Genomic DNA, 11902 nt, shown 5'->3' with positions numbered 1-11902 from the left:
ATGACGAGCACGAGCGACAGCGCCACCGAGCGGTTCACGGAGCGGCTGTCGGCGACCACACTGCTGCGGTTCGCCACCGCGGGCTCCGTCGACGACGGCAAGTCCACGCTCGTCGGCCGGCTGCTGCACGACTCCAAGTCGGTGCTGACCGATCAGCTGGAGGCCGTCGAGCACGCCTCCCGCAGCCGCGGCCAGGAGGCACCCGATCTGGCGCTGCTCACGGACGGGCTGCGGGCCGAGCGCGAGCAGGGCATCACGATCGATGTCGCCTACCGCTACTTCGCCACGCCCCGGCGGCGGTTCATCCTCGCCGACACCCCCGGGCATGTGCAGTACACCCGGAACATGGTGACCGGAGCCTCCACCGCCGAGCTGGCCGTGGTGCTCGTGGACGCCCGCAACGGCGTGGTCGAGCAGACCCGCCGGCACGCCGCGGTGGCCGCCCTGCTGCGGGTCCCGCATGTGGTCCTGGCCGTCAACAAGATGGACCTCGTCGGGTACGCGGAGCCCGTGTTCGCCGCGATCGCCGAGGAGTTCACGGCGTACGCGGCCTCCCTGGGTGTTTCCGAGGTCACCGCGATCCCGATCTCCGCGCTGGCCGGTGACAATGTCGTGGAGCCGTCCGCGCACATGGACTGGTACGGCGGCCCGACCGTGCTGGAGTATCTGGAGACCGTCCCGGTCAGCCACGATCTGGCCGAGTGCCCGGCGCGCTTCCCCGTGCAGTACGTGATCCGCCCGCAGAGCGCCGAACACCCCGACTACCGCGGCTACGCGGGCCAGATCGCCTCCGGGGTACTGCGCGTCGGCGACCCGGTGACCGTCCTGCCCTCGGGCCGTACGAGCACGATCGAGGGCATCGACGCGCTGGGCGTCGGCGTGGGCGCGGGCACCACCGTGGATGTCGCGTGGGCGCCGCAGTCCGTGACGGTCCGGCTCGCCGACGACATCGACATCTCGCGCGGCGATCTGATCGCGCCCACCGCGCAGCTGCCCGCCACGACCCAGGATGTCGAGGCGACGGTCTGCCATGTCGCCGACGAGCCGCTGACCGTGGGCCGGCGGGTGCTGCTGAAGCACACCACCCGTACGGTCAAGGCGATCGTGAAGGACATCCCGTCCCGGCTGACGCTGGACGACCTCTCCCAGCATCCGGCCCCGGGACAGCTCGTGGCCAATGACATCGGGCGGGTGAGGGTCCGTACCGCCGAGCCGCTCGCGCTGGACAGCTACGCCGACTCCCGGCACACCGGCTCCTTCCTGCTGATCGACCCCGCCGACGGTACGACGCTGAGCGCCGGCATGGCGGGCGACGCCTTCGCCGCCGCGGCCACCGCGCCCGACGCGGCCCCGGCCGCCGACGACGAGGGCTGGGACTTCTGATGACACCAGGACAGACCCTGACACTCCACGACGTCTACGCGACGTTCGCGAAGGAGGGCGGCCGGGTCGGCAGCGGCGCGCTCGGCGCGGGAACGGGCGGGGTGGCGCGATGTGCGCGATGACGTACGCGCACCGCATGCGCGCCCGCACCCCCCACCCGCAGTACCCGTACGCTCCGTTCCGCCGAAGACCTGCCGACTTCCCGGCCGCGCCCCCGACATAGAAAAAGGGCGCGAGTACCGGGCCAACGAGAGGAACCCCTCCCGTGCCTGTCTCCCGCACCACCTCCCGCCGCGGACTCGCCCTCGCGGCCGCACTGCCGCTGCTCACCGTCGCGCTCACCTCCTGCGGCTACGGCTCCGAAGCCGAGAAGAGCGACAACGCAGCCCCGGCCGCCGAGGGCAAGGCGCTCTCCGCCGACACGGTGAAGATCGGTTACTTCCCGAACCTCACCCACGCGACCGCCCTGATCGGGATCCTGGACGGTCACTTCCAGAAGGAGCTGGGCGGTACGAAGGTGGCGCCCTCGACCTTCAACGCGGGCCCCTCCGAGATCGAGGCCCTCAACGCGGGCAGCATCGACATCGGCTTCATCGGCCCCTCGCCGGCCATCAACGGCTACACCCAGACCGATGGCAAGAGCCTGCGTATCATCGGCGGCTCCGCCTCGGGCGGGGTGAAGCTCGTGGTCAACCCGGCGAAGATCAAGACCCTGGACGACGTCAAGGGCAAGAAGATAGCCACCCCGCAGCTGGGCAACACGCAGGACGTGGCGTTCCTCAACTGGATCTCCGAGAAGGGCTGGAAGGTCGACGCCCAGTCCGGCAAGGGCGATGTCTCCGTCGTCCGTACGGACAACAAGATCACCCCGGACGCCTACGCATCCGGTTCCATCGACGGCGCGTGGGTGCCGGAGCCGACCGCGTCCAAGCTGGTCGCGGAGGGCGCCAAGGTGCTGCTCGACGAGTCGGACCTGTGGCCGGACAAGAAGTTCGTGATCACGAACATCATCGTGTCGCAGAAGTTCCTCAGCGAGCACCCGGACGTGGTCGAGGCCGTGCTGCGCGGCTCGGTGAAGACCAACGAGTGGATCAACGCCAACGAGGACAAGGCGAAGGTGTCCGCCAACGAGGCGCTGAAGAGGCTCTCCGGCAAGGCGCTGCCGCCCGAGGTCCTGGACCCCGCGTGGCAGTCCATCCAGATCACCAATGACCCGCTGGCCGCGACGCTCCAGGCGCAGGCCGATCACGCGGTCAAGGCCGGACTGCTCAAGAAGCCGGACCTGAACGGCGTTTACGACCTGGGGCCCCTCAACAAGGTGCTCAAGGCCGCCGGTCAGCCCGAGGTGGCCGACGCCGGTCTCGGCGCCAAGTAAGCCAGCACCCGGACCGTATCCAGCCGTTCCCAGGAGGTGACGACCATGGCCACGACCTTCGCCAAGGCCGCCGAGAGCACCCCGGCGGTGGACCACGCCGCCCGTATCGCGCATGTCTCGAAGTCCTTCGTGACACCGGCCGGGCAGCAGCTCGTCCTGGACGACATCACGCTCGATGTCGCACCGGGCGAGTTCGTCACCCTCCTGGGAGCCTCGGGATGCGGTAAGTCGACCCTGCTCAATCTGGTCGCCGGGCTCGACCGGCCGTCCGCCGGGTCCATCGAGACCCCCGGCGGCCGGCCGGCCCTGATGTTCCAGGAGCACGCGCTGTTCCCGTGGCTGACCGCGGGCAAGAACATCGAACTGGCGCTGCGGCTGCGCGGCGTGCCCAAGCAGGAGCGGCGCGGCGAGGCGGAGCGGCTGCTCGGTCTCGTACGGCTGGAGGGCTCGTACGGCAAGCGCGTGCACGAGCTGTCCGGGGGGATGCGGCAGCGGGTCGCGCTGGCCCGCGCGCTCGCCCAGGACAGTCAACTCCTGCTGATGGACGAGCCGTTCGCGGCGCTGGACGCGATCACCCGGGACGTCCTGCACGACGAGCTGACCCGTATCTGGCGGGAGACGAGTCTGTCGGTCCTCTTCGTCACGCACAACGTGCGTGAGGCGGTACGGCTCGCCGAGCGCGTCGTGCTGCTGTCGTCGCGCCCCGGCCGGGTGGCCCGTGAATGGCGGGTGGACATCCCGCAGCCGCGCCGTATCGAGGACAGCGCCGTCGCGGAGCTGTCCGTCGAGATCACCGAAGAACTGCGTGGGGAGATCCGCCGCCATGGCCAGCACTGAGACGACGTCGAAGGGCACGTCGCCGAAGGGCACGTCGCCGGAGGACGCCTCGCCGAAGGACACGTCGCCGCACGGCGACATGGCCGGCCTGGAGGCCGGACTCGACGCGCTGGAGACCGTACAGACCGGGCGTACACCGCTGCGCCAGACACTCGTCCAGAAGGTTCTGCCGCCCGTCGTCGCCATCGTGCTGGTGCTGGTGGTGTGGCAGATCCTCGTCTGGGCCAAGATCACCGACGACTACAAGCTCCCCTCGCCGGGAGCGGTGTGGGGCGAGGTGTCCGACGCCTGGGCACAGGGCACACTGCTCGGCTATATCTGGACCAGTGTGTCGCGCGGTCTGCTGGGCTTCCTGCTGGCGCTGGTGATCGGCACTCCGCTCGGACTGCTGGTCGCCCGGGTGAGGTTCGTCCGCGCGGCCATCGGCCCGATCCTCTCCGGACTCCAGTCGCTGCCGTCGGTGGCCTGGGTGCCGCCGGCCGTGATCTGGCTGGGGCTCAACGACTCGATGATGTACGCGGTCATCCTGCTCGGCGCGGTCCCCTCGATCGCCAACGGCCTGGTCTCCGGCGTCGATCAGGTACCGCCGCTCTTCCTGCGGGCCGGGCGTACGCTCGGCGCCACCGGGCTGCGCGGTACCTGGCACATCGTCATGCCGGCCGCGCTGCCCGGCTATCTGGCCGGGCTGAAGCAGGGCTGGGCGTTCTCCTGGCGCTCGCTGATGGCCGCGGAGATCATCGCGTCCTCACCCGATCTCGGTGTGGGTCTCGGACAGCTGCTGGAGAACGGCCGTACGGTCGGCAGTATGCCGATGGTGTTCCTCGCCATCTTCCTGATCCTGATCGTCGGTATCGCCATCGACCTGCTGATCTTCAGTCCGCTGGAGCGGCGGGTACTGCGCGGCCGCGGTCTTCTGGTGAAAAGCTGATCCCATGCACCACAGGCACCCCACACGCCACGCGTACCCTCCTGTACTGCTGGTCATCGCCCACGGCAGCCGCGATCCCCGGCACGCCGCGACCGTGCACGCCCTCGCCGGGCGGCTGCGGTCGCTGCGGCCGGGGCTGCGTGTGGAGGCCGGATTCCTGGACTTCAACGCCCCGTCCGTGCCCCAGCTGCTCGACCGGCTGGCGCTGGAGGACGTACGGGACGTGATCGCCCTGCCGCTGCTGCTGACGCGCGCCTTCCACGCCAAGTCGGACATCCCGGCGGTGCTGCGCGAGGCGTCGGTGCGCCACCCGCTGCTGCGGATCCGGCAGGCCGAGGTGCTCGGCCCCTCGCCGCTGCTGACGGACGCGCTGGAGCGGCGGCTGTACGAGGCGGGGCTCACCCCCGCCGACAAGGGCTCGACCGGGGTCGTCCTGGCCTCGGCGGGCTCCTCCGACCCGGAGGCGATCGCAGTGATCGCTGAAATCGCGCGGGAGTGGCGGCACACCGGTTGGTGCGCCGTGCGGCCTGCGTTCGCCTCCGCATCACCGCCCCGCACCGAGGACGCGGTCCGCGCGCTGCGCGCGGACGGCGTACGGCGGGTCGCCGTGGCCCCGTACGTCATCGCTCCCGGATTCCTGCCCGACCGCATCGCGGCCGGTGCCCGGGAGGGCGGCGCGGATGTGCTGGCCGGGGTGCTTGGTGACGCCCCCGAGCTGGCGCGGCTGCTGCTGCGCAGATACGACGAGAGGGCGTCGGCCCCGGAACACCTCGCGGCGCTGGGCCGCCCCGCGTAGCCACGCCGCCCGGTGACGGGCCGGGTCCTGTGACAGGCCGGTCCTGTGAGGTTCGCGGGGACCCTGTGACATTCCTGTGCTCGCGCGCGCTGATCATCATGAGAGGCAGTGGCACGGGGTGGGACTGTGCCGTACCGGCACGGATAGGGAAGCGTTGAAACAGGCAGGCGAGGGCCGCCGCGCCCACCAGCACGACGAGGAACTGGGGGCGGCGGTCGCGCGCGCCCAGGAGGGGGACGAGGCCGCCTTCGCCATCGCGTACCGTCTGGTCCAGCCCGGGCTGCTCGGTTATGTGCGCGGGCTGGTCGGGGACGAGGCGGAGGATGTGGCGGCCGACGCATGGCTGGAGATCGCCCGCGATCTGGGGCGCTTCCGCGGCGACGGGGCGGGCTTCCGGGGCTGGACGGCGACCATCGCCCGGCACCGCGCGCTCGACCATCTGCGCCGGCAGAAGTCCCGGCCGCGCCCTTCCGCCTTCGAGCAGGATTTACTCGACCTCCCCGGCGCCCACAGCACCCAGGACGAGGCGTTCGAAACCGTCTCGACCCAGCAGGTGCTCGCGCTGATCGCCGAACTGCCCCGGGACCAGGCGGAGGCGGTGCTCCTCCGTGTCGTCGTCGGGCTCAACGGTCCCGCCGCCGCCAGGGTCCTGGCCAAGCGTCCGGGCGCCGTACGGACAGCCGCGTACCGCGGTCTCAAACGGCTGGCGCAGCGGCTGCGCGTACCGACTGTGACGGATGAGCCCTCTCCCACGCTGGGGAAGTCAAGATGAACACACACCAGTCGGGCGGCACGGGCGGTACGGGCGGCGCGCCGCACGAACCGTCCGTCGAGGCCATCCTCGCCGCCGCCGTACGCGCGGACTCCCCCGCCCAGGAGTCACAGGACCAGGCCCTCGCGGCGTTCCGCGCCGCCCGCGACGCCGGGGCGCTCACCGCGCGCACCCGCCGCAGGGACGACTGGCGCCCGCACCGCCCCCGGCGGTTCACCGCACGCGCCTGGCGCGCCACGGCGGGCGCGCTCCTCGCGAGCCTCACCCTCGGCGGGGTGGCCGTCGCCACGTTCGGCGTCCCCCACGCCCCCGGCCGCCCCGCCAAGAGTCCGGAGAGTCCCCCGTCGAGTACCGCTTCGCCCCCCGCCTCCTCCACCGGCTCCGGGACGCCCGGACAACAGACCGGCGAGTCCACGCCGTCGTCCTCCGCGCCGCCCCCGTCCCTCAGCGCCTCACCCGACGACACCCCGCGGGGCTCCCCTCCCCGGTCGAGGTCCACCGAGGTGCACTGCCGCAACTTCGAGAAGGTCACCGGCCGGGGCAACGCCCTGAACGCGACGGCCTGGCAGCGCCTCGTCCAGGCGGCGGGCGGCGAGGAGCACGTACCGGCGTACTGCACCGCCCTCCTGGGATACCCCCCCTCCCCGGAGCCCACACCGGAGCCCACCCCGGAGAGAACGCCGGAGGACAAACCGGAGGACGAGACCGGGAAGGGCCCGGCCGAGAACGGCAAGGGGCAGCAGCAGAAGACCTCCTGAGAACCGTCCCGAAGTGACGGTTCGAGCCCGCCCCGCGCTGGGTCATTCGGGCGACCGGACGAAAGGGGAACCCAGTGCATACGAGAACGAGGCGGGCCGCGTGACGGGCCCGGCGCCGGACTGGGCCGCCGGCTTAGCCGGTTCACCGGACGCGCTGCCACCGGGCCGGTTCATCCTCCGCGGCGGAACGGAACGTTCCGTCGAGGAGGCCGACGAGGCGGACGACTGCGTGATGTGGCTCTCCGACGAGCCCGTCGACGACATCGTCCGCCGGTGGGGCGCGGTGCAGGAGCGGCAGGACGAGACGGGCCTGCGGCCGGTGTTCGTGGGCCGGCCGGACAGCGGCCGGCTCCGGGCGCGAGCGCCGACGTCGACGCCGTCGACGGGGAGGAGTGGCTGGCGACGTCGTGGGAGGAGTACCGACAGACCCGGTACAAGCCCCGGTACGACCCCGGTCCACCGTACGAGTCATGGCCGGGACTCGCCCCGGCACCGGCGAGGATCCCCGACCCGGAGGCCGCGGCCCGGCGCGCTGTCGCCGACACCTGCCCCCGGCTGCCGCAAGGACGCCAGCACCTGGGCCTGGTCGCCGCCGCGCGCAGCGCCGACATCCCGGCGGTGACCGGCTGGCTCGGCTCGGCGAACCATATTCGCCCCGCCGTGCTGTCGGCCGTTCTGCGCACCTGGGAGGACCGGTTCGGCGCGCGGGTGCTCGGGATGACGGGCTCGATGCTCTACGTCTCCGTGGCGGCACCGCCGACCGGCCCCGAGCAGTCCGTGCACATGGCGCTGGAGCATCTGCTGCTCTGCCCCGCCAACATCTACCAGAGCTTCAGCGAGACGTTCCCGCGGTATGCCGTGCAACTGCGCGACGAGCCCGTCTGGTCGTTCTGGTGGGACTGAGTGACCGTAGATCAATTCTCGCGCGAGTGGTCGGGATGGTGCTTGTGGCCCATAGCGGCCGCTGGGCGAAGGCCGGGCCTCGACGGCGGGAGCTGACGCGAGAACGAGCACCCTGGAGCGTTGGCCCACTGTCCACGGGTGCTGTCCCCGACGTCGGCCTCGGCGTCAACGCGACATCCTCCGTCGATCCGGGCTTTTGAGCCCTCAAAGAAGACCGGTGTGCGTAGGGGGCAGGGCGCTTGCCACCCGATCGGATGATCTTCCGCGCGCAGCGACTCGCGTGATCGGGCGGCTGCATAGCGTGTTGGCCGGATGGGGGCGAGGGGCGCCCCTGTGAAAGGAAGTCACATCGATGGCGAAGACACCGGTCTCTACTGACATCACGGTCGCGAAGAACAGCGTATGGGTCCGCTGGCTGCCCAACGCGCTGCCCGCCGCCGGCTACATCGGCCTGAAGAACTCCGCCGACAAGGACATCAAGGTCACCAAGATCAAGAGCCCTGACTACAAGAACATCACGATCTACCAGACCGTCACCGACAGCGAGAGCTCCAAGATGGTCAGGCTCGACGGGGTCACCGTCCCCGCCAAGGGCGAGTTCTCATTCGTTCCGGGCAGCTACCACATCATGTTTGAGAAGCCGACCCGCCTGATCACCCCGGGCGACAACGCCCGCGTCATCTTCTTCCTGGACAACGGCACTGTCTTCAAGGTCCGCATGCCTGTCCGTACCTCGCCCGAGCTGTACTGACCCTGACCCCACCGACGCCACCAGGAGACCCGGACATGCCCATGTACCACCTCGACCTCGGCAACAACCAGGCCGAAACACTCGATTCCGTCACCAAGCTCAACATCACCGGCACCGAACTCGACATCGACTCCTTCCTCACCGCCAACGCCAAGGCTCCCGTGCCCCTGTGGGGCGACGTGGTCCTCACCCGCGGCGACAGCCGCCACCCGGCCACCACCAACTGGGTCGAGGACGTCGAGAACACCGACACCCACCAGGACGTCATCCTCATCGCCGGCGACCCCGCCGACCCCACGTCCCGCCGCGTCCGCCTCACTGACGCCTGGGCCAGCGCCAGCTACCACCTGGACGAGGACGACGACCCCGACGCGTTCGTCATCAGCTTCGCCGACATCGCGATCGAGAAGTAACGCCCCGACCTCGCCGGCCTGCGGGGCGCGATGAGGTCACCGGACGCAGGCGCGGCCCCAAGACCTTCCGGCACCCCGCGGGTTCGGACAAGGGCGTTGACGGCAATCTCGTCGCCAAGGGCGGTCACATTGCCGCGGGTCTTCGGCCACCGCGACACCAACGCCACCGCCTGCCCCGGCGCGGGTCTCTACGCGAAGCTGCCGCTGATCCGCACCCTGGCGGCGACCCCCGGTATCTCGCACGCGCTCGCCACCTCGGATCTGACCGGCGACGAGTTCGGCGGTTCCCCCGCGTACGGTGATGTGAACAGCGACGGATACGCGGACCTGGCACTCGGTTCCCCGGGCGAGGACGACACCACCGGCCACGCCGACGCGGGAGCGGTCACGGTCCTGTACGGCCCGAATCTCAGCTCCGGTACGTCCTACACCACCGCCACCGCCACCCGCGCCGCGGGCGAGAAGCTCGCGGGAACCGCGCTGCTGTTCCGGGGCAGCGCCACCGGCATCACCGGCACCGGCGAGCTCTCGTACTCGCAGGACACGACCGACATCGCCGGTGCCACCGGGTTCGGCGACCGGCTCGCCTCGTCCGTCGTCCTGCACGATCTCTCCGGCTTCGGCCGCGCGGATCTCGCGATCAGGGCGGACGGCGAGGACGGCGAGGACGGCGGCGACGGAGTCGTCCTGCACCCGGACAGCGGGAGCGGGAGCCCGGGCATCTCGGCAAGGGGCGGCGTCTACTACAGCCGCTCCAATCTGGGTACCCCGGCGACCGCGCATCTCGGCCGGACGCCGGCTCCGTAGGAGCTGTCTGTCAGGCGGACAGGGTCCCCGGGGGCCGGAGAACCGGCCCCGGGGACCCCGGCCGGTACCGTTCGGCCCTATTCATGGCGCGCGTCCGTCCGGAGACTCGGAAGAGCGGAAGGTGATAGCCATGGAATCCAAGGACTGGACCGTGCAGATCCACATCACAGAAGAGGGTGACGAGACCAAGGCCGATGCCATCCTGACCACCAAGGACACCTCACGTCTCGCGGGCAGAGGCATGGCCCGGCGCAATCCGATCGACCGGACCGTACCCGAGATAGGCGACGAGCTCGCCGCCAGCCGCGCGCTGGAGGATCTGGCCATCCGCCTGCACGATGTCGCCTCCGACGACATCGTCGACCTCGCCGGCCCCGCGGAGTCCTCCCGGAGGTGACGACGCCCGGCCAACCCAGCGGCGGTGTCGGGGGAGAGCGGTTACTCGGGCATGGGCGGTCGTCGACGACGTGCTTCATCACGAGGGTCGAGGTCAGCTGCGCGATCGTCCACCTCGCCGTCGGCGTGCTCGCCCGCACCGTGCTGAAGACGCGGCGGCCCTCAGCGGCCCGTGCGGTGACCCGCGCCTCCGGTGCGATGATGATCGCCATCGGCGGCTTCCTCCTCGTGGAGGGCCTGACCGGCTGACGGACGGAAGCAGAGCACGGGGAAAACCCGGCACGGCAGGAGCAGGCGAGCCCCGAGTTGCGGGATCGCGTCCAGGCCGGCTTCGAGCGCCAGGGGTTGATGGGCCATCTCGGTGCACGGCTGGCGCACATCGCACGGCTGGCGCACATCGCACCAGACGCGTGCACATCATCCTCCCCGGCCGGCCCGAAGTCACCCAGCAGCACGGCTACTTCCACGCGGGCGCCACCAGCGCCATCGCGGACAGCGCCGGCGGCTACGTGGCCTTCGCCGTGTTTCCCGAGAACACCTCGGTGCTCACGGTGGAGTACAAGATCAATCTCATCGCGCCTGCCGAAGGTGATCACATCGAGGCGGTGGGAACGGTCGTGAGCTCCGGACGGACGCTGACCGTTTGCCAGTTGGAGGGGTTCGGCGTCCAGGACGGCCGACGGACGCTCGTGGCGACCGGCCGGCAGACGCTGATCCGCGTGAACGGGAACGGGGACAGGGCCTAATCGAACAGCGTGCCCTGGTGGAAAAAGAGCAGCCAGCTGTCATCGGTCAGCCGCCACAGTGAACTGCGGTGCGCCCGCCGGCCGTTGGAGTCGCTGTCGTAGGTCAGCTGCACCACGTCGGGCGCGAGGCGCACGCCCCGCATCTTGGAGGTGGTGATCGGCGGGGGCGCCGACGTGCCTCCCTGCTCGGTGAGCAGGGCGATGACCGAGGCCCGGTCCCACTCCCGGCCGGAGGCGCCGAACTCCCGGAAGTCCGGGTGGAGAAGCTCCGCCAGAAGGACCGGGGAGGACCGTACCGCCCGGTCGAGCAGCCGCAGTTCGGCCCGGATGGCGGCGGAGATCGCGGACGTTCGGTCAGTCACGGGTGAGCTCCACCAGTTTGAGGACGGTGTTCCAGTTGCGGGTGGTGGCGATGACGCCCTTGAACAGGGTGGGGCGGGCCAGCGCTCCGGCGAGTTTCGAGCGGCCGAGGCCGTCCGGCGCGTACAGATACAGCGCGCGGTCGCCCAGCCGGAATTCCTCGGGGAAGTAGGCGGCCGGATCGAGCGACGCGAGGCGTTCGGGGCCTATCGGCTCGGAGAAGCAGGTGAGATGGAGCTGCTTGCCCTCCAGCCTGTGCGCCGGGAAGGGGCAGGCTTCGCTGACGGCCCGCAGATACGGGCCGCCGCGCACCAGACAGTCGACGGTGAACCCGAAGCGCTGCTCGATGGCGCGCTCCAGAGCGGCGCCGAGGGCGCTCTCGTCGTCCGATTCGCTGGTGAAGACGGCGTTGCCGCTCTGGAGGTAGGTACGGACATCACCGTGGCCCAGCTCCGAGAGCAGCGCGCGAAGGTCGGCCATCGGGACCCGTCTGTGGCCGCTCACATTGATTCCGCGCAGGAGGGCGGCGTACGTCGTGGTCATGAGCACACGATAGGACGGGAGGCCGCGCGTGGGGCTCCCGGCGCGAGCGGGCCGCCGCACTCCGTGGGGGAGAGCGCGACGGCCGCCGGACGTGCTGAGCCCTGCCGGACGTACCGTGTGTGCCGGACGTACCG

General features: G+C 70.8%; 17 protein-coding genes. 15 read left to right on the top strand and 2 right to left on the bottom strand.

What is annotated here, in order from left to right:
* The 15 genes from ACFRMN_RS07960 (at position 1) to ACFRMN_RS07890 (ending at position 10865) form a co-directional block, all read left to right on the top strand.
* Positions 1–1383 (top strand): sulfate adenylyltransferase subunit 1, encoded by a 1383-nt coding sequence (locus ACFRMN_RS07960; protein WP_383014955.1) that lies wholly within the window; start codon positions 1–3, stop codon positions 1381–1383.
* On the top strand, positions 1383–1505 hold the full coding sequence (locus ACFRMN_RS07955) for a hypothetical protein (protein WP_383014952.1): 123 nt from the start codon (positions 1383–1385) through the stop codon (positions 1503–1505). The genes ACFRMN_RS07960 and ACFRMN_RS07955 overlap by 1 nt, the downstream gene beginning before the upstream one ends.
* A gap of 143 nt (positions 1506–1648) precedes the next feature.
* Positions 1649–2758, top strand: coding sequence for an aliphatic sulfonate ABC transporter substrate-binding protein (locus ACFRMN_RS07950; protein WP_383014949.1), 1110 nt, complete (start codon positions 1649–1651; stop codon positions 2756–2758).
* Between the two features lie 45 nt (positions 2759–2803).
* Complete coding sequence (locus ACFRMN_RS07945) at positions 2804–3595, top strand: ABC transporter ATP-binding protein (protein WP_383014947.1); 792 nt, start codon at positions 2804–2806, stop codon at positions 3593–3595.
* Positions 3582–4523, top strand: coding sequence for an ABC transporter permease (locus tag ACFRMN_RS07940; RefSeq protein WP_383014944.1), 942 nt, complete (start codon positions 3582–3584; stop codon positions 4521–4523). Before ACFRMN_RS07945 ends, ACFRMN_RS07940 begins: the two co-directional genes overlap by 14 nt.
* Positions 4524–4527: 4 nt before the next feature.
* Complete coding sequence (locus tag ACFRMN_RS07935; protein ID WP_383014941.1) at positions 4528–5319, top strand: sirohydrochlorin chelatase; 792 nt, start codon at positions 4528–4530, stop codon at positions 5317–5319.
* Positions 5320–5473: 154 nt separating this feature from the next.
* Positions 5474–6091 (top strand): RNA polymerase sigma factor, encoded by a 618-nt coding sequence (locus ACFRMN_RS07930; RefSeq protein WP_383014938.1) that lies wholly within the window; start codon positions 5474–5476, stop codon positions 6089–6091.
* Complete coding sequence (locus tag ACFRMN_RS07925) at positions 6088–6849, top strand: hypothetical protein (protein WP_383014935.1); 762 nt, start codon at positions 6088–6090, stop codon at positions 6847–6849. Before ACFRMN_RS07930 ends, ACFRMN_RS07925 begins: the two co-directional genes overlap by 4 nt.
* A gap of 273 nt (positions 6850–7122) precedes the next feature.
* Entirely contained in the window at positions 7123–7752 is a 630-nt protein-coding gene (locus ACFRMN_RS07920) for a DUF4253 domain-containing protein (protein ID WP_383014932.1), read from the top strand.
* Between the two features lie 352 nt (positions 7753–8104).
* Positions 8105–8503: a copper chaperone PCu(A)C gene (locus ACFRMN_RS07915; protein ID WP_383014929.1), complete on the top strand. Its 399-nt coding sequence runs from the start codon at positions 8105–8107 to the stop codon at positions 8501–8503.
* Between the two features lie 35 nt (positions 8504–8538).
* Positions 8539–8916 (top strand): hypothetical protein, encoded by a 378-nt coding sequence (locus tag ACFRMN_RS07910; RefSeq protein ID WP_383014926.1) that lies wholly within the window; start codon positions 8539–8541, stop codon positions 8914–8916.
* A 129-nt stretch (positions 8917–9045) separates the two neighbouring features.
* Complete coding sequence (locus ACFRMN_RS07905; protein WP_383014923.1) at positions 9046–9723, top strand: FG-GAP repeat protein; 678 nt, start codon at positions 9046–9048, stop codon at positions 9721–9723.
* A 130-nt stretch (positions 9724–9853) separates the two neighbouring features.
* A complete protein-coding gene (locus ACFRMN_RS07900) occupies positions 9854–10120 on the top strand; it encodes a DUF1876 domain-containing protein (protein WP_383014920.1) in 267 nt (88 codons plus the stop codon).
* Positions 10117–10368 carry a hypothetical protein gene (locus tag ACFRMN_RS07895; RefSeq protein ID WP_383014917.1) on the top strand — a complete coding sequence of 84 codons (252 nt, stop codon included), beginning with the start codon at positions 10117–10119 and terminating at the stop codon, positions 10366–10368. Before ACFRMN_RS07900 ends, ACFRMN_RS07895 begins: the two co-directional genes overlap by 4 nt.
* Positions 10369–10529: 161 nt before the next feature.
* Entirely contained in the window at positions 10530–10865 is a 336-nt protein-coding gene (locus ACFRMN_RS07890; protein WP_383014914.1) for a PaaI family thioesterase, read from the top strand.
* Here ACFRMN_RS07890 and ACFRMN_RS07885 read toward each other — a convergent pair.
* A complete protein-coding gene (locus ACFRMN_RS07885) occupies positions 10862–11227 on the bottom strand; it encodes a DUF4440 domain-containing protein (RefSeq protein ID WP_383014912.1) in 366 nt (121 codons plus the stop codon). The two genes, ACFRMN_RS07890 and ACFRMN_RS07885, sit on opposite strands and share 4 nt — an antisense overlap.
* Positions 11220–11768 (bottom strand): DUF1697 domain-containing protein, encoded by a 549-nt coding sequence (locus ACFRMN_RS07880; protein WP_383014909.1) that lies wholly within the window; start codon positions 11766–11768, stop codon positions 11220–11222. The genes ACFRMN_RS07885 and ACFRMN_RS07880 overlap by 8 nt, the downstream gene beginning before the upstream one ends.
* Positions 11769–11902 lie beyond the last annotated feature (134 nt).

Source organism: Streptomyces sp. NPDC056835, assembly GCF_042789485.1.
GTDB lineage: Bacteria > Actinomycetota > Actinomycetes > Streptomycetales > Streptomycetaceae > Streptomyces.
This window is presented reverse-complemented; position numbering and strand designations above follow the sequence as displayed.

What these genes read in the sequence shown, in the direction of transcription:
- ACFRMN_RS07900 (WP_383014920.1), top strand. Translation starts at nt 9,854, where the DNA reads ATGGAATCCAAGGACTGGACCGTGCAGATCCACATCACAGAAGAGGGT.
- ACFRMN_RS07915 (WP_383014929.1), top strand. Translation starts at nt 8,105, where the DNA reads ATGGCGAAGACACCGGTCTCTACTGACATCACGGTCGCGAAGAACAGC.
- ACFRMN_RS07960 (WP_383014955.1), top strand. Translation starts at nt 1, where the DNA reads ATGACGAGCACGAGCGACAGCGCCACCGAGCGGTTCACGGAGCGGCTG.
- ACFRMN_RS07910 (WP_383014926.1), top strand. Translation starts at nt 8,539, where the DNA reads ATGCCCATGTACCACCTCGACCTCGGCAACAACCAGGCCGAAACACTC.
- ACFRMN_RS07940 (WP_383014944.1), top strand. Translation starts at nt 3,582, where the DNA reads ATGGCCAGCACTGAGACGACGTCGAAGGGCACGTCGCCGAAGGGCACG.
- ACFRMN_RS07925 (WP_383014935.1), top strand. Translation starts at nt 6,088, where the DNA reads ATGAACACACACCAGTCGGGCGGCACGGGCGGTACGGGCGGCGCGCCG.
- ACFRMN_RS07945 (WP_383014947.1), top strand. Translation starts at nt 2,804, where the DNA reads ATGGCCACGACCTTCGCCAAGGCCGCCGAGAGCACCCCGGCGGTGGAC.
- ACFRMN_RS07955 (WP_383014952.1), top strand. Translation starts at nt 1,383, where the DNA reads ATGACACCAGGACAGACCCTGACACTCCACGACGTCTACGCGACGTTC.
- ACFRMN_RS07935 (WP_383014941.1), top strand. Translation starts at nt 4,528, where the DNA reads ATGCACCACAGGCACCCCACACGCCACGCGTACCCTCCTGTACTGCTG.
- ACFRMN_RS07880 (WP_383014909.1), bottom strand. Translation starts at nt 11,768, where the DNA reads ATGACCACGACGTACGCCGCCCTCCTGCGCGGAATCAATGTGAGCGGC.